The following is a 17542-nucleotide window of genomic DNA, read 5'->3' on the forward strand; positions in this document are numbered from 1 at the left end:
GTCAACCCCGACGGAAAGACGCGAGGAGGCACGGATGCAGGCGACGAAGTTCCATCTCGGCTGGTTCATGAACGGCTACCGGGTCCACGGCTGGCGCGACCAGTGGATCGGCACGCAGAAGTCCGAGGGCATGCTGCCCGACTTCTACGTGGACATGGCGCGATCGCTGGAGCGGGCCTGCTTCGACTACTTCATCCTCGAGGACTCGTCGTTCGTTCCCGATGCCTGGGAGGGAAAGCACGACTTCTATCTCGAGAATGCCTATGCGGTGCCGAAATTCGACCCCGCCGTCCTGGCGTCGATCCTCACCCAGAACACCAACCGGCTGGGCATCGTTACGACGCTGGCGATCACCGAGTACCCGCCGTACCTCCTTGCGCGACTGGTGTCGACGATGGACCACGTGTCGCGCGGCCGCGCCGGCTGGAACATGGTGACCGCCAGTTCCGACCGCGCCGCCCAGAACTATGGGCACGACGCGCAACCGGACCATGACGTCCGCTACGAAATGGCCGAGGAGTTCACCGACCTCGTCACCCAGCTCTGGGAGTCGTGGGAGCCGGATTCGATGGTCGTCGACCAGGACGGCATGTTCGCCGATCCCGACAAGGTGCATGCGGTGGACTTCGACGGCCGCTTCTACAAGTCGCGCGGCCCGATCAATTCCGCGCGATCCCCGCAGGGTCGACCCGTGATCGTCCAGGCCGGCGGCTCGGAGAAGGGTCGGGCGTACGCGTCGCGGTGTGCCGACTCGATCATTGCGTCGGCCACCACAGTCGACCAGATGAGGGAGTACCGCGATGACGTTCGCGCCCGCGCAGAGGGCCACGGACGCAAGGCCGACGAGGTCAAGGTGCTCTTCCTGATCTCCCCCATCCTCGGCGAGACGCACCAGCACGCGGTGGAGCGCAAGGAGCAGATGGTTGCCGACGCCGCCGTCGATCCGCGGTTCCGGCTCGCGGGGATGGGGTACGCGACCGACATCGACTTCTCGGTGTTCGACCTCGACGTCCCCATCCGTGAGCTCGCCGACCAGATGGTCACCAACGGACACCAGAGTTCCCTGGCCTCGTTCGTCCGGCAAAACCTCGACCGGACGCTGCGGGAAGTCGCCTCGAACTCGGCGTACGGCGCCGGGCAGCGGGTCGAGTTCCTCGGTACGCCAGCGGAAGTCGCTGAGCAGATGGGCGAGGTGATGGCCGAGGTCGGCGGCGACGGCTTCCTGATCACCCAGGACGTGCTCACCCGTCGCTCGATCAGTGAGATCACCGACGGCCTAGTGCCGGAATTGCAGAAGCGCGGCCTCACCCGGGAGCACTATCGCTACGAGATGTTTCGCGACAACCTGCTCGAGTTCTAAAGCGATCGGTTACACGGGCAATGCGCGGAGCCGTGCGGCGCAATGGAAAGACCACGGTGACGACCCCGTTCTGTCACGTACAGCGGTTTGGATGGGAACTCACAGATACATCTGCCCTGTCCCAGGGCCGAGCCTCACCCGCCGCCGCGCCGTCGACTGCCGCGTCGTAGACCCCAGCACCGCAGCCTGAGGAGACACCCGTGACCCTTGCCCCGATCGACCTGGACCGCCGTACCTTCCTGCGGGCCAGCGGCCTGACCATTGGCGGACTCGCCCTGGCGAACTTCCTCGCAGCGTGCGGTGGCTCGGCAACCGACGACGGCAAGGGCACGCTGACCCTGCGCATGCCATTCCTGCAGGACATGCAGGTGCCTGACCCCGACATCATGTACGAGGGCGAGGGCGTGCAGGTGATGAAGTCCTGCTACGAGGGCCTGGTCAACTACAAGTCGGGCACCTCCGAGATCATCCCCGCGCTGGCGCAGTCCTGGACGGTGTCCGACGACCAGCTGACCTACACCTTCAAACTGGTGCCCGACGTGAAATTCCACGACGGCACCCCTGCCGACGCGGCGGCCTGGATCAAGAGCTTCGAGCGCCGGCTCGCGGTCAAGGAGGGACCGGCCTACATGGTGGAGGGCATCGCCAAATCTGTTGCGCCCGACCCGACTACGCTTGTGGTGACGCTCAAGGAGCCCAACAACGCATTCCTGCACTACGCGGCCTGCCCGTGGCAGATGTTCGCGGTGAGTCCGACCGCGGTCCAAACCAACGCTACCGGAGGCGATTTGGCCCAGGAGTGGCTCAAGACCAACGACGCCGGCACCGGGCCGTACGTGATGAAGGAGTTCGTCCCCGGCAGCCACTACACGCTGGAGCGCTTCGACGGCTACTGGGGCGAAAAGCCGTACTTCCAAACCGTGCGCATCGAGATCGTCCCCGAGATCGCCACGCAGAAGCTGCAATTGGACCAGGGCGCCTTCGACTTGGTCGCCAAGGGCTTCGCGATCCCCGACGTGCTCAGCTACCGGAAGAACCCCGACTTCAACACGACGACGGTGCTCGGCTCCTCGATCATCGTGCTGTGGATGAACTTCAGCGCAGGCACCTTCACCAACAAGGCGCTGCGGCAGGCGATGATGACCGCCCTGGACCGCACCTCGATCGTCGATACCGCCTTCCAGGGCGTCGTGCAGGTGGCCGAGAACTTCTGGCCCGAGAACACCTTTCCCGCTGGGCTGACGCCGTATTCGACCGACTTCGACCTCGAACCACTCAAGGCGATCGTGCCGACGCTGCCGTCCAAGAAGATCGACCTCGCCTGGGTGACGTCGTACGGCGCGCCGGGTCAACAGGTGGCCGAGCTGATCCAGACCCAGCTCGCCCCGACCGGGTTGGACATCACCGTGCGCGCCATGCCAAGCGCGGAGTCCTTCGACCTGGCCAACCAGCCGGCCGAGAAGCGCCCCGACCTCATGGTCGCCGGAATCGGCGGCGACGCGCTGCACCTCGACACCGTGCTGCGCATCTTCCTGCGCACCGGAGCCAAACCGCTCAACTACTTCCAGTACGGCAACCCGACGGTGGACCGGCTCATGGACGAAGCGATCACCAAGCCAACGATCGACGACACCAACCAGGCATACGTGCAGATCACCGAGCTCATCGAAGACGAAGCGCTCTGGGTGCCGCTGTGCCGGCGGCCGGAAAACATGATCCGCCACAAGGGGATCGACGGGATCCTACCGAACTCCTACCTTCCCTCCATCTTCGACGCGGGAGCCATCAAGCGCGTGTAAAAAGGTTCGCCGAAAGTACGGTTGTTTACGGCCCTTCTCGGGTGATCTGTACAACAACCGTACCTTCGGCGCTTGGATCGCGACGCTGCTCGAAACACGGCGCAATCTGGCAGGCATCGCGGCGACCCATCCGCGTCACGCGGTCGGGTTTTCATCGTGACACACCACAGAAGAGGTAGCGTCCATGACCACATTGCGCGATGTCGCCGCCGCTCCAACCGATGCGCCGAACGTCCCGCGCGCCCGCGTTGAGGACCTGACCGTCTCGTTCGAACGACGCGGGGTCGCGGTCAACGCGTTGCGCGGTGTCACGCTGGACATCAACCCGGGCGAGATCCTGGCCGTGGTCGGCGAATCCGGCTCGGGCAAGAGCGTGATGGGGCTCGCCTTGCTCGGGCTGCTATCCGGCGAGCCGATGCCCAAGATCACCGGTCGCGCCGAGGTATGCGGCGTGGACATGGTCGCGGCCTCCGACGACGAGCGGCGCGAGGTCCGAAAGGCACACCTGGGCGCCGTCTTTCAAGACCCGATGACCTCGCTCAACCCGACGATGCGGGTGGGTCGCCAGGTCAAGGAAGCCGCGGGCTCAGACGAGGAGGCGCTGCGCCTGCTCGACCTGGTCGGCATCCCCGACCCAGCTCGGCGCATGAAGGCGTTTCCACACGAACTGTCCGGCGGCCTGCGGCAGCGGGTGATGATCGCCATGGCGGTGGCAGGCAAGCCGGATCTCGTCATCGCCGACGAGCCGACCACGGCCCTCGACGTCACCGTCCAGGCTCAGGTGCTTGGCCTGATCCGCGACCTCTGCGACCAGCTCGGCACCTCCTTCATCCTGGTCACCCACGACGTCGCCGTGGCCTCGCAGGTGTGCGATCGCATCGCCGTCATGTACGGCGGCCGACTGGCCGAGGAGGGCCAGATGGGAAGCGTGCTCCGGGCGCCGTCGCACCCCTACACCGTCGGCCTGCTCAAGGCGCGACTCAACCTGGACCTGCCGATCGGCCACGCAATCCCCTCGCTGCCCGGCGAGCCGCCCGACCCTCGGGCGCACCCACCCGGCTGTGCCTTCGCGCCCCGCTGCCCATCCGCAGCCGAGCCATGTCTGGAATCCGTACCCGCCCCCCGGCCGGCCGCCACCCATGACGGCGTGACCGCATGCGTGATCCCCGACGCCACTCAAGCGATCGTCAGCCTCGCCGAAACCGAGTCCTTCGCGCCGATGGCCGAGCCGGACGACACACAGCCCGCGGCCCGAATCAACGGCGTCGACAAGCAGTTTGACGTGCGACGCGGGCTACTGCACAAGGACAAGCTTCACGCGTTGCGCAACATCATCCTCGACATCGCCCCCGGCGAGTCGGTGGCCGTGGTCGGGGAATCCGGATCGGGTAAGTCCACCCTTCTGCGGGTCGTGGCCGGGCTGATGAAGCCAGAGCGGGGCACCGTCGACCGCCCCGGCGGCCAGCCGCAGATGGTGTTCCAGGACGCCGGCGCGTCCTTGACTCCCTGGCTGACAGTCGGCGAGATCGTCGGAGAGCGGTTGATCAAGACCACCGGCCGGACCGAGCGGCGGGAACGCGTCGGCCGGGCATTGCGCCAGGTGGGCCTGCCGCCCGAGGTTGCCGACGTCAAGGCCGGCATGCTGTCGGGCGGCCAGCGGCAGCGCGCGGCGTTCGCCAGGGCGATCATCGTGCCGCCCAAACTGCTGCTGTGCGACGAGCCCACGTCCGCGCTGGACGCGTCGCTGGCCGCGTCCGTGCTGAACCTGCTGCAGGAGCTGCGTCGGGAGCTCGGCATGGCCGTGATGTTCGTGACGCACGACCTCGCCGCCGCCCGGTTCATCTCCGACCGCACGGCGGTCATGTACCTCGGCCAGATCGTCGAGGTCGGCCCCACCGTGGAAGTCATCAGCAACCCGAAACACCCCTATACCAAAGCGCTTCTGGCCGCGATCCCGTCACCTGGCACGGCGCCCGTCCGGTTGCCGGGCGAGCCGGCCAGCCCGCTCGCAGTGCCATCGGGGTGCTCCTTCCATCCACGGTGCCCGGAACGGATCGACGAGTGCGCCACCGAAGCGCCGATCCTGTACTCGCTCGACGGCACCAGTAGCCGCCTCGCGGCCTGCCTGCTGACCGACAGGGATCGGGATCGCCCGGAGCGGGCCGCCTCCTAACGAGCGGTCGTCGTCGTGCCTGCTGCCGGCGAAATCCCCGAAACGTCGGCGCAATAGAGGCGCCACGGTGGCGCATTCACTGCGACATCCGCGGGCGCTGTGATGGTTTCGGAAGGGACGGGCGAACCCAGGAGCGGCGATGACCAAGAAATTTCACCTCGGCTGGTTCATGAACTTCATCCCGCCGGATTGGGAATCCGAGTGGGCCTCGCCGGATGTAACCGACTGGGCGAATGGACGCTTCCACGTCGACATGGCCCGCAGCATGGAGCGCGCCTGTTTCGACTTCATGATGATCGAGGACACCGTCATGGTGGCCGACGCCTACGGCGGCACCATGGAGGGCTCACTCAAGAACGCCATCTTCGCGCCCAAGCAGGACCCGGTGCCGCTGGCCGTCCAGGTCGCGGTCAACACCACAAATCTCGGGGTGGTCGCGACGATGTCGACGAGCTTCTACCCGCCATATCTATTGGCACGGCTGTGCTCGACCGTCGACTCGATCGCAGAGGGCCGATTCGGGTGGAACATCGTGTCCTCCGCCGAAGACCGGGCGGCGCAGAACTTCGGGCTCGACGGGCTGCCCGAGCACGACGAGCGCTACAACGTGGCCGAGGAGTACTTCGACGTCGTCAACCAACTCTGGGACTCCTGGGAAGCCGACGCGGTGGTGATGGATCGAAAGACCAACACCTTCGCCGACTTCAACAAAGTCCACACCATCGACTTTCACGGCAAGTACTTCAAGTCCCGCGGGCCGCTCAACACCGTGCCGTCTCCACAACATCGACCGACCTTCCTGCAGGCCGGCGCCTCCCCGCGGGGACGGGCGTTCGCCGCCGGTGCCGCCGACGCGATCATCGCCGTCGGCACCGGAATTGAAGGAATGAAGGAGTACCGCGATGACGTTCGCGCGCGGGCGAAGGCGGCCGGCCGCAACCCCGACGACATCAAGGTGCTCTTCGTCGTGTCGCCGACCGTCGCCGCAACCGAGGAAGAGGCCCGCGCGGCACACAATCGGTTCGGCGCGTCCGACCGGTTCGTCGAAAAGGCCCTCGTCGCGATCTCGTCGAACACCGAGATCGACTTCAAGCAGTTCCCGCTCGATGAGCCACTGCCACAGGGCCTTACCACCAACGGCGAACGCGGATCGCTGGAACACTTCATGCGCGGCGACGGCAGCCCCGGGCCCAAGACGCTGCGTGAGCTCGCCGTCGCCGCATCCTCCTTCGGGATGGAGTTCATCGGGACCCCCGCGCAGGTCGCCGACGATATGGAGGCCGCCATCACCGAGATTGGCGGCGACGGCTTCCTCGTCTGGCGGCGGGGGCTGACCCGTAGCTACATCGAATCGATCTGCGACGGCCTGGTGCCCGAGTTGCAGCGGCGCGGTCTGACCCGCACCGAATACACCAAACCCACTCTGCGCGAAACACTCCGCGAGTTCTAATACCCTGCACCCCAACGAGATTCAGGAGATATCGAGATGACCAAGAAGCTTCACCTCGGCTGGTTCATGAACTTCACGCCGCCGGACTGGGAGTCCGAGTGGGCGTCGCCCGAGGTAGCCAACTGGGCCGACGGGCGGTTCTACGTCGACATGGCGCGAAGCATGGAGCGGGCCTGTTTCGACTTCATGATGATCGAGGACACCGTGATGGTGGCCGACGCCTACGGCGGCACCATGGAGGGCTCGCTGAAGAACGCGATCTTCGCGCCAAAGCAGGACCCAGTGCCGTTGGCGATCCAAGTTGCGGTCAACACAACGCATCTCGGAGTGGTGGCGACGATGTCGACCAGCTTCTACCCGCCGTATCTGTTGGCGCGGTTGTGCTCGACGGCGGATTCGATTGCGGGGGGCCGGTTCGGCTGGAACATCGTGTCCTCGGCCGAGGACCGGGCGGCGCAGAACTTCGGGCTCGACGGGCTGCCCGAGCACGACGAGCGCTACAACGTCGCCGAGGAGTACTTCGACGTCGTCACCCAACTCTGGGACTCCTGGGAGGCCGACGCGGTGGTGATGGACCGCGAAACCCACACCTACGCCGACTTCAACAAGGTCCACACCATCGACTTTCACGGCAAGTACTTCAAATCGCGCGGGCCACTGAACACCGTGCCCTCCCCTCAGCACCGACCCACCTTCCTGCAGGCCGGCGCGTCCCCGAAGGGCCGGCAGTTCGCCGCGGGCGCGGCCGATGCGATCATCGCGGTCGGCACCGGGGTCGAGGGGATGAAGGAGTACCGCGACGACGTCCGCGCCAGGGCCAAGGCGGCAGGCCGCAACCCCGACGACATCAAGTTGTTCTTCGTCGTCTCCCCGACGATCGCCGCCACCGAGGAAGAGGCCCGCGCGAAGGTGGCCCGGTTCGCCGCGGCTCCGAACTTCGAAGAGAAGGCCCTCGTTGGCATTTCGTCGAACACCGAGATCGACTTCAAGCAGTTCGATCTCGACGAGCCGCTGCCTGCGGACTTGACCACCAACGGCGAACGCGGCTCACTGGAGCACTTCATGCGCGGCAACGGGGCGCCCGGCCCCAAGACGCTGCGCCAGCTCACTCACGAGCGGACCACCCGCGGTCTCGAGCTGGTCGGCACCGCCGACCAGGTCGCCGAGAAGATGGGCGAGGCCATGGAGGCGATCGGTGGCGACGGCTTCCTGATCAGCAGGGGCGGACGCGATCTGTCCCGCGAGTACATCACCGAGGTCTGCGACGGCCTAGTGCCCGCACTGCAGCGGCGCGGCCTGATGCGCACCGAGTACACCAAGTCCACCCTGCGCGAAACCCTGCGCGAGTTCTAACGCCCCCGCAGCCCAACGAGATTGACGGAGATATCGAGATGACCAAGAAGTTTCACCTCGGCTGGTTCATGAACTTCATCCCGCCGGAGTGGGACACCGACGACGCCTCGCCAGACGCGCGGAAGTGGCCGAACGGGCAGTTCTACGTCGACATGGCCCGCAGCATGGAACGAGCGTGCTTCGACCTGATCATGATCGAGGACACCGTCATGGTGGCCGACGCATACGGCGCGACCATGGAAGGGGCGCTGAAGCATTCGGCTTTCGCACCCAAGCACGACCCCGTCCCGCTGGCCGTGCTCATCGCGGCCCACACCGCCAAGATGGGTGTGGTCGCGACCCTCTCGACGAGTTTCTACCCGCCGTATCTGTTGGCGCGGCTGTGCTCGACGGTCGACTCGATCACAGAAGGCCGGTTCGGCTGGAACATCGTGTCCTCGGCCGAAGACCGGGCTGCGCAGAACTTCGGACTCGACGGTCTCCCGGAGCACGACGAACGCTACAACGTGGCCGAGGAGTACTTCGACGTCGTCACCCATCTCTGGGACTCGTGGGAAGCCGACGCCGTGGTGATGGACCGCGAAACCCACACCTACGCCGACTACAACAAGGTCAACACCATCGACTTTCACGGCAAGTACTTCAAGTCTCGCGGGCCGCTCAACACCGTTCCCTCCCCACAACATCGGCCCACCTTCCTGCAGGCAGGCGCCTCCCCGAAGGGCCGCCAGTTCGCCGCCGGTGCCGCCGACGCGGTCATCGCCGTCGGCACCGGGATCGAGGGCATGAAGGAATACCGCGACGACGTCCGCGCCCGCGCCGAGGCCGCTGGCCGCAACCCCGACGACATCAAACTGCTGTTCGTCGTCTCCCCCACGATCGCCGCCACCGAATCCGAAGCCCGCGCCGAGGTCGAGCGGCTGCTCAATCACCCCTCGTACGTGGAGAAGTCACTGGTCAGCATCTCGTCGAACACCGAGATCGACTTCAAGCGGTTCGACCTCGATGAGCCGCTGCCTGCCGATTTGACCACCAACGGCGAACGCGGCTCGCTGGAGTACTTCATGCGCGGCGACGGCAGCCCCGGCCCAAAGACATTGCGCCAGCTCGTCATGCACCGGGCCAAGCGCGGCCTGGAGCTCGTCGGCACCCCCGAGCAGGTCGCCAAGAAGATGGGCGAGGCCATGGAAGAAGTCGGCGGCGATGGCTTCCTGATTGCCAAGCCCGGTTGGGACCTGTCGCGCAAGTACATCGAGTCGATCTGCGACGGTCTCGTCCCGGCGTTGCAGCGGCAGGGCCTGACCCGCACCGAATACACCAAACCCACTCTGCGCGAAACACTCCGCGAGTTCTGATGAGCACCCACCATCAGTAGCCCCCGACCCTGGAGCCATTCGGTCACCATGGTCCTGGTCGGCTTCGTCATGGCCATGACGGCGCCGATCGAACTGCTCTACGCCATCAAACTGGGCCTGTCCACCGCCCAGGTGACGGTGTTCATCATGGTCTCGGCGCTGGGCGCCATCGCCGTGGACGTACTCGGCACCCGCGTCACCACCCGCATCGACGCACGCGCGACGGTCGCGACCGGGCTGGTGTTGTTTGCGGCCAGCGAGGGGTGCTACGCCCTCTCTCAAGGAGCGCCCGGCCTGTTCGCCTCGCGTGTTCTTCAGGGGGTGGCAAGCGCGGCGATCGCCGGGGCGGCGTTGCAGGTCGCGGTCCGGATGCACAGCAGCAGTCCCCACCGCGTGCTGGGTTCCAATCAGGGGCTCCAGCTGCTCGGCGCGGCGTTCGGCGCACCCACCGGCGGCCTCGTCGCCAGCCTGCTCGTCGGACTGGACGGCTACCGACTCAGCTTCTGGGTGTGTGCCGGGCTCGGTGTGGTGGTCGCCGTCGTGGCGATCCTGCTGTTGCCGACGCTGCCGCCCCCACCCGACAGCGGCCGGCCCCGAATTGGGCTGCCCGACTTCGCCGTTCCCCCGTTGCTGCGCCTGGCGCTATCCCTTGGCCTGTTCGGCAACTACCTGCGTAGCGGCATCGAGAACACCGCCCTCCCGCTGGTTGGCAACGCCTACGGCCTGTCGGCCGCGAGTATCGGGCTGGCGCTCGGAGTCCTCTCCGCGGTCGAAATCGGCGTGTTGGCAATATCCGGCCGGTTGTTCGACAGGATTGCACCGGCGCGCTGCCTGGCGCTCGCGCTCATGCTCGGCATCGGCGCGGTGGTGGTGCTGGCCACCGTGCAGGACCTGCGCGGGTTCTTGGTGGCGGCGGCCCTGTTCGGCGTCGTCGACGGCATCGCCTTGTCGGCCCCGCCCGTCCTGATCGTGGCGCTCAGCCCGAACGCGTCGACCGGGGTGGCGACCTATCGCATCGCCTGCGGGGTGGGGTCCTTCCTTGGCGCGGGCAGCGTCAACCTGCTGATCGCCGTGCTCGGGGCGGCCGGGGGCCTGACGGTGGTGTCCGGAGTGCTCGCGGTCGGTGTCGTACTCGCCCGCAGCACCGGCAGGCGCATCACGCCGCGGTTCCCCGCGCCAGGCTGATTCGGCACGTAACCCGCACCGGTGACGCCGGCCGAAACTTCAAGGCCCGGCGCGCAATCGCCCGGCAACGTGGACGATCTGCTGGCGATACCCGTTGCGTGTGCACTCATACCACAGACGTCCGACAAAGCGCCGGCAGGAGAAGTCATGGCAATCGCACAACCGTACGTCCCAGTCCCCCTGGTTCGGGTGCCCTCACGGAGCAACGTCGCCCTCGCGCTCAACCAGTACTTCCGTGGCACATCCGTCTCGAGCTGGGTCGCCTTCGGCGCGCTCGCGGCGATGTTCTTCGTCACGATCTTCGCGCACGCGCTCGCCCCGTTCGACCCGCTGGTGCCGGCCGGAAAGCCGATGACCGCACCCAGCGCCGCGAACTGGCTTGGCACCGACACCGTGGGCCGCGACCTGCTGTCCCGGGTGCTCGTCGGCATGTCCACCAGCTGGTGGGGCGCGCTGGGCGTCGTGGCCTCGGGCGTGATCATCGGCGGCATCATCGGCCTCGTCGCCGGCGCCTGCGGAGGCATCGTCGACAGCATGCTGATGCGGTTTACCGACGTGTTCCTGTCGCTGCCAGGCCCAATCCTGGCGATCGCGGTGGTGGCCGCGCTTGGTCCGTCCTACTTCCACACGCTCGTCGGGGTCTCGATCGTGTGGTGGCCGCTCTACACCCGGATCATCCGGGCCGAGGTGCGCAAGCTGCGCGCCTCACCGCACATGGAGGCGGCCCGGATCGCCGGGGCCGGCTGGTGGCGCCAACTCACCCGCCACCTGCTACCGGGTGCCGTCCCGGTCACCATCGTCACCGCCAGCCTCGACGTCTCCGCGCTGGTGCTGCTGCTGTCGGGGTTGTCCTTCCTGGGTCTTGGCGCGCCGCAGCCTGCGCCCGAACTGGGCGCGATGAGTGCGCAGGGCATGACCCACATCTTCAGCGCGTGGTGGATCCCGATCTTCCCCGCCATCGCGGTCGGGCTGATCGCAATCGTCAGCAATTTCGCCGGCGACGCGCTACGCGACCGCATCCGCGACCGCTGACCGAGGAGAAACGGCGATGCTCGTCACGCTCACCCGGCGATTCCTCGGTGCCATCCCCGTACTGCTCGCGCTCGTCGTGGTCGTCTTCACGCTGCAGAAGATTGCGCCGGTCGACCCGGTGGTGGCGCTGATCGGCGACAAGGCGCCCCCAGAGGTCTACGAAGCCGCTCGGGAGAAGCTGGGCCTCAACGACCCACTGCCGGTACAGCTCCTCTCCTACCTCGGCAAGGCAGTGCAGGGCGACCTCGGCACCTCCACGGTGACGCGCACGCCGGTAGCGCACAACATCCTCGAATTCCTGCCGGTGACACTGGAACTGGTCTTCGTCGCCGGCATCCTGATCGCGGTGATCGGCTTCTTCCTCGGTCTGTCGACCGCCCAGGGATGGCGCGGTTCGGGAGTGCTGCGGGTGGTCATGATTTCCGGCGCGTCGGTGCCGGTGTTCCTGGCCTGCCTGCTTGCCATGCTGATTTTCTACCGGTGGCTGGGCATCCTGCCGGCCACAGGGCAGACCTATGCGTACGACGCCCCAAGCGGCCCAACACATTTCCTACTCATCGACAGCCTGCTGGCGGGCCGGCCCGCGTTGTTCCTTGACGCGCTCGCACACCTCATCCTGCCGGCACTGTGCATCGCCATCACGCCAGCGGTCGCCGTCGGCCGAGTGCTGCGCAGCAGTCTGGAAACGACGATGCGGGCCGAATACACCCGCACCGCCCGGGCCAAGGGCTTGGGCGAAAAGCGCATCTTGATCCAGCACGCGCTGCGCAATGCCGTCGGCCCGGTGTTCGCACTCCTGGGTCTGCAACTGGCTGGCCTGATCGGCAACAGCATCGTCGTCGAGATGATCTTCGCCCGGCCCGGCATCGGCCTGTTCATCTCCCAAGCGATCTCCAAGGGCGACTTCAACACCATCGCCGGCGTCACCCTGGTCATCGGTGTGCTCTACGTGCTGGCCAACATCGTCGTCGATGTCATGCAGGCCGCCGCGGACCCGCGCGTCGCCGTCTGAGCAAACCTCGGTAGCGCAATCCGCTTGCAACGGCGGGGTTTCCGGCTGGACTCGCGCGACGGGTGCGATGGAGTCATGACAACTCCATTCGACGTGCGGGAAGCAGAAGCCATCGGGACCCCTGCGGAGCTCCCCGTCGAATCGGAGCATCACCAGAACTACGACCGCGGCACGCTGCGCCTACTGGCGCCCGTGCTGAGCCGGCGCAACCGACGCGGGATCTTGGCTGGCGCGGTGCTCGCCATTATCGCGATGGGGCTGCTCGGGCTGATCCCGTACATCCAGGCCGTCATCCTCGACGACGCGATCGTCGCGCGCGAGCGCTCGCTCCCGCTGTGGCTAGGCATCCTCGTGGGAGTTGGCTTGGCCAGCTTCGTATTCAACTACCTGCGACGCTCCGTCGGGGGGCGGGCCGCGGTGCGCGTCCAGCGCGATCTGCAGGTCAAGGTCCACCACCATCTGCAGTACCTCGACGCGGCCCGCCGCGACGAGATGCGCTCGGGCGACATCATGTCCAGGGCGTCGGTCGACCTGACGCTGATCCAGATGTTCCTGCAACAGCTTGGGGTCGCGTACGGCAACATCACTCTGCTGATCGTCTCCCTGGTCGTCATGGTGGTGCTGTCCCCCATGCTCGCGCTCATCATGGTGGTATCGGTGCCGACCTTCCTGTTCATCGCAATGCGGTTCCGTAGCAAGTCCTTTCCGGCCAGCTGGATGGACCAACGCTTCCAGGGCACCGTCGCCGGAGTCGTCGAGGAGGCGGTCACGGGCGTCCGCGTCGTCAAGGCGTTCGGTCAGGAGGGCCAGGAACAAGACGCGCTGCACGACGAGGCGGGCAAGCTCTTCCAGTCCCGGCTGCGCACCGCTCGAGTCACCGCGGTGTACGCCGCAGCACTGGACGCGATCCCGGGACTCACCCAACTCGCGGCGCTCGCACTCGGGGGCTGGCTGGTCATGAACGATCAGGTGTCCGTTGGCGTGTTCCTGGCGTTCGCCAGTTACATTCTGCAGCTCGTCGCCCCGGTGCGTTTCCTGTCCGGGCTCATGGCCACCAGCCAGCAGGCGCGTGCGGGAGCGCAGCGGATCGTGGAGCTGTTGTCGGTCCAGCCGCAGGTCCAGGAGTCGCCAGCACCCATCGTCCTGGCCGAGCCAGTCGGCTTGGTGGAATTCGACCACGTCGACTTCGCCTACCCGGGCGGCGAGCCGGTCCTGCACGACATCTGCTTGCGCATCGAACCGGGAGAGCGAATCGCCATCGTCGGTGCCTCCGGCTCCGGCAAATCGACTCTGGCACATCTGATTGCGCGTTTCCGCGACCCCACCGCCGGAGCGGTCAGGCTCGACGACCGCGATGTCCGCAACTACAGCCTGACCTCGCTGCGCGCGACCGTCGGCATCGTCTTCGAAGAGGGCTTCCTCTTCTCGACGACGATCAGGGACAACATCGCATTCGGTCGCCCCGATGCCACTGACGACGAGGTGGAGCACGCGGCCGTGGCCGCGCACGCGCATGGCTTCGTCGCCGGCCTGCCCGAAGGCTACGAAACACTGGTCGGAGAACGTGGCTTCACGCTGTCCGGTGGTCAGCGACAGCGGCTGGCCCTGGCCCGCGCGGCACTGACCAACCCGACCGTGCTCATCCTCGACGACGCGACGTCGGCCATCGACGCCCGCACCGAGCAGGCCATCCACCGCTCACTGGAGGAGGTGCTCGCCCGGCGCACGACTGTGCTTATCGCACACCGGCATTCGACCCTGATGCTGGCAGATCGGGTCATCGTGCTGGACCACGGCCGGATCGTGGACAGCGGCACGACCGAGGAGCTGCTGGCTCACTCCCGGCTGTTCCGGGAGCTGCTGACCGGGCCCGACGCCGAGTCCCCTGATTCGACGGCACCGCACGTGCCCGCGACCCACCTCGACCCGGCGGCCTGGCCCGAGGGCGTCTCGCGGCTTGGCGCACCGAAGATGAGCAGCTACACCAGCGAAGCCGCCACCCGGGCGGCCTCGGGATCGGGCGGGCCCGGCGGGGTCAGCGCCGACACGTCGACGCTGGCCGGGCTGGCCAGCGTCTCCCCCAAGCTGCTGGCCGCGGTGGAGGCCCTGCCGCCACTGCGCGACGACCCGGACGTCGAGCTTGCGCAAGCGATGGCGCCCACCCGTGACCTCACCATGGCCAGTGTGTTCCGGCCGTTCCGCCGACCACTGCTGCTGGCCGGCGTGATGGTGGTGGTCGACGTGGTGTTGTGGATCTCCGCACCGGTACTGATCCGGTATGGGATCGACCACGGCGTCCTCAAGCGCTCCCACCAAGCGCTTGGCGCCGTGTGCCTGGTGCTGCTGGCGGTGCAGGCGCTCATCTGGATCAACACCAGGGTGATGGTGGTCTTCACCCAGCGCACGGCGGAGCGAATGCTGTTCGGGCTGCGGGTGCGCACTTTCGCTCACTTGCAACGGCTTTCGCTGAACTACTACGAGCAGCACATGGCCGGCAAGATCATGACCCGGATGACCTCCGACGTGGAGGCCTTCGCCCAGCTGCTCCAGCAGGGCCTGCTGACGGCGATGGTGAGCCTGCTCTCCTGTGCCGGGATCGCGGTGGCGCTGGCGATCTTGGACCCGCTGCTGGCCTTGGCGACCGCGGCGGTGCTGCCGTTCCTGATCGCCTCGACGCTGTGGTTCCGACGCGAGTCGGGGCGGACCTATCTGCTTGCCCGGGAGCGGATCTCGCTGCTCTACGCCAACATGCAGGAAAGCCTGGCGGGGGTGGCCGTGAGCCAGGCCTACTGCCAGCAGCCGGCCAACGAGGTGCGGTTCGCGGTCCTGGCCGACGCATATTGCGCGGCGCGGGTGCGCTCGGCCGAGCTGATGGCGCGGTTCTTCCCCTTCCTCATGTTGCTCAGCACCGTCGCGAAGGCGATTGCCATCGCCGTCGCGGCGCCCCGCCTGGTCGCGGGCGACCTCAGCTACGGCGTGCTCATCGCCTTCCTGCTCTACCTGGACCAGTTCTTCACGCCGATTCAGCAGCTGTCGTTCGTGTTCGACCAGTGGCTGCAGGCGCGCGTTGCGCTGATCCAGCTGCGCGAGCTGTTGCAGACGGACAGCGGCACGCCTGCTGCGGAGACCGGCGTCCGGCCGGACCGGTTGGCGGGCCGGATCCAGCTCGACCACGTCACGTTCGCCTACGAGAGCACCGGGCTAGTCGCGATGGACGACGTGTCCCTCGAGATCCCGCCGGGGCAGACCGTCGCACTGGTCGGCACCACGGGGGCGGGCAAGTCGACGCTGGTCAAGCTGATTGCGCGGTTCTACGACACCACTTCCGGCACGGTGCTGATCGACGGGCTGCCCATCAAGGAGCTCGACATGGTGGCTTACCGCCGCCAGCTGGGCTACGTCCCGCAGGAGCCGTTTCTGTTCTCCGGGACGATCCGCTCCAACATCGCCTACGGCAATCCGGATGCGCCCGACCTGGTGGTGGAACGGGCCGCCCGCGCGGTCGGAGCGCACGCATTCATTGCCGAGTTGCCCTACGGCTACCACACGCCGGTCAGTGAGCAGGGCAGATCATTGTCGGCGGGGCAGCGCCAACTGCTCGGGCTTGCCCGCGCCCTCCTGGTCGACCCCCGCATCCTGCTGCTGGACGAGGCCACCGCCAACCTGGACCTGGCCACCGAGGCACAGGTCCAGCGCGCCATGGGACAGGTGTCGCGCGGCCGCACCACGATCGTCATCGCCCACAGGTTGCAGACCGCCCGTACCGCACAACGGGTGTTGGTCGTCGACAACGGGCTGATCGTCGAGGACGGCTCCCACGACGAACTGCTCGCCTTGGGCGGCCGCTACGCCGGGCTCTGGTCCGCCAATGGCCAGCTCGCGGGAGTCACGCCGAGCGCGAGGCACTCGCCGTGAAGGCGATCCGGTCGCTGCGCATCCTGAACTGCGACAGCGCACGCGGCTGCCCGCTCTCGTCCTCGAGGATGTCCTCCAGGAAGATCATCGGCGCACCGAGTTCGACGCCGACCAACGCTGCGGACTGCTCGTCGGCCGCGGTCGCACCGATCGTGGTACGGCTCCCGGCGATCTTGACGTCGAGCTGCCGCTCCAGGAAGAGGATGGGATCGGGCTCCTCGACCTCCAGGTTGCAGCACTGATCGGGGTCTAGCGCGATGTAGCTGACCGAGATGCCCAGCGGCTCGTTGTCCTGCACCTGCACCAGCAGCGCCTCGATCATGAGCACCGTCCAGCCGGGCGGGATTTGCAGCCGTTCGCGCACCATGCGGAGGCCACCTAGCGTCCGATACTCGAGTGTCCTGAGCTCGGTGCGGATGCTGGAGTCGCCGCCGCCGAACTCCTTGACGGGGGACAGGTTGTTGATGCGCAGCATCAGCGACCCTGCCGACCGGGTGCCGCGCTTGGGGCTGCGGGTGACCAGCCCCTCCTTCGCAAGCTGCTGCAGCACCGCCCGGACGGTGTTGCGGCTCGCCGAGAGCGCGTCGGTCAGATCGCCTTCTACCAGGGACTGATCGCTCTGCCCGTTCTGCAGGGTCGACCGCAACAGATCGTAGGTCCGTCGCAGCGAGTTGTTGAGGCGGTCCGGGGTCGGCCGGTTCCGCTGGTAGAGCGTCTCGGGCCGCACGGGTCCGGTTGGTAGGGGCCTCATGAAGAACCTCCCTTTCAGGTGGTTGGCGCGACATCTCTAGCTAACAAATGGTGTGTTTCCACCGTTCGCCGGTACGGAGTCGGGAGCTTTACGCGGGTGATATCGCCTGGTGATGGACACCACACGGAGATGACGAAGGGGTGCCCGTCACACCCCT

Annotated in this window: 11 protein-coding genes; 10 read left to right on the forward strand and 1 reads right to left on the reverse strand. The window is 66.9% G+C overall.

Annotated elements, in window-relative coordinates:
* The first annotated feature begins 34 nt into the window (after positions 1–34).
* The 10 genes from SLQ33_RS27750 (at position 35) to SLQ33_RS27795 (ending at position 16634) form a co-directional block, all read left to right on the forward strand.
* On the forward strand, positions 35–1360 hold the full coding sequence (locus SLQ33_RS27750) for an NtaA/DmoA family FMN-dependent monooxygenase (RefSeq protein ID WP_319457129.1): 1326 nt from the start codon (positions 35–37) through the stop codon (positions 1358–1360).
* 200 nt (positions 1361–1560) lie between these two features.
* Positions 1561–3159, forward strand: coding sequence for an ABC transporter substrate-binding protein (locus SLQ33_RS27755; RefSeq protein ID WP_319457130.1), 1599 nt, complete (start codon positions 1561–1563; stop codon positions 3157–3159).
* A gap of 184 nt (positions 3160–3343) precedes the next feature.
* Complete coding sequence (locus SLQ33_RS27760; protein ID WP_319457131.1) at positions 3344–5332, forward strand: ABC transporter ATP-binding protein; 1989 nt, start codon at positions 3344–3346, stop codon at positions 5330–5332.
* A 139-nt stretch (positions 5333–5471) separates the two neighbouring features.
* Entirely contained in the window at positions 5472–6782 is a 1311-nt protein-coding gene (locus tag SLQ33_RS27765) for an NtaA/DmoA family FMN-dependent monooxygenase (protein WP_319457132.1), read from the forward strand.
* Positions 6783–6818: 36 nt separating this feature from the next.
* Positions 6819–8135: an NtaA/DmoA family FMN-dependent monooxygenase gene (locus SLQ33_RS27770; RefSeq protein WP_319457133.1), complete on the forward strand. Its 1317-nt coding sequence runs from the start codon at positions 6819–6821 to the stop codon at positions 8133–8135.
* A 38-nt stretch (positions 8136–8173) separates the two neighbouring features.
* On the forward strand, positions 8174–9490 hold the full coding sequence (locus SLQ33_RS27775; RefSeq protein ID WP_319457134.1) for an NtaA/DmoA family FMN-dependent monooxygenase: 1317 nt from the start codon (positions 8174–8176) through the stop codon (positions 9488–9490).
* A 48-nt stretch (positions 9491–9538) separates the two neighbouring features.
* Positions 9539–10675 (forward strand): MFS transporter, encoded by a 1137-nt coding sequence (locus tag SLQ33_RS27780; RefSeq protein WP_319457135.1) that lies wholly within the window; start codon positions 9539–9541, stop codon positions 10673–10675.
* A 147-nt stretch (positions 10676–10822) separates the two neighbouring features.
* The gene (locus tag SLQ33_RS27785; RefSeq protein ID WP_319457136.1) at positions 10823–11707 is read left to right on the forward strand and encodes an ABC transporter permease; all 885 of its coding nucleotides are present in this window, start codon (positions 10823–10825) and stop codon (positions 11705–11707) included.
* Between the two features lie 16 nt (positions 11708–11723).
* Complete coding sequence (locus SLQ33_RS27790) at positions 11724–12719, forward strand: ABC transporter permease (RefSeq protein ID WP_319457137.1); 996 nt, start codon at positions 11724–11726, stop codon at positions 12717–12719.
* A 75-nt stretch (positions 12720–12794) separates the two neighbouring features.
* Positions 12795–16634: an ABC transporter ATP-binding protein gene (locus tag SLQ33_RS27795; protein ID WP_319457138.1), complete on the forward strand. Its 3840-nt coding sequence runs from the start codon at positions 12795–12797 to the stop codon at positions 16632–16634.
* Here the strand turns inward: SLQ33_RS27795 and SLQ33_RS27800 are convergent.
* Positions 16606–17385, reverse strand: a complete 780-nt coding sequence (locus SLQ33_RS27800; RefSeq protein WP_319457139.1) for a GntR family transcriptional regulator — start codon at positions 17383–17385, stop codon at positions 16606–16608. The two genes, SLQ33_RS27795 and SLQ33_RS27800, sit on opposite strands and share 29 nt — an antisense overlap.
* Positions 17386–17542: the final 157 nt, after the last annotated feature.

Source organism: Mycobacterium sp. RTGN6 (assembly GCF_033804605.1).
GTDB lineage: Bacteria > Actinomycetota > Actinomycetes > Mycobacteriales > Mycobacteriaceae > Mycobacterium.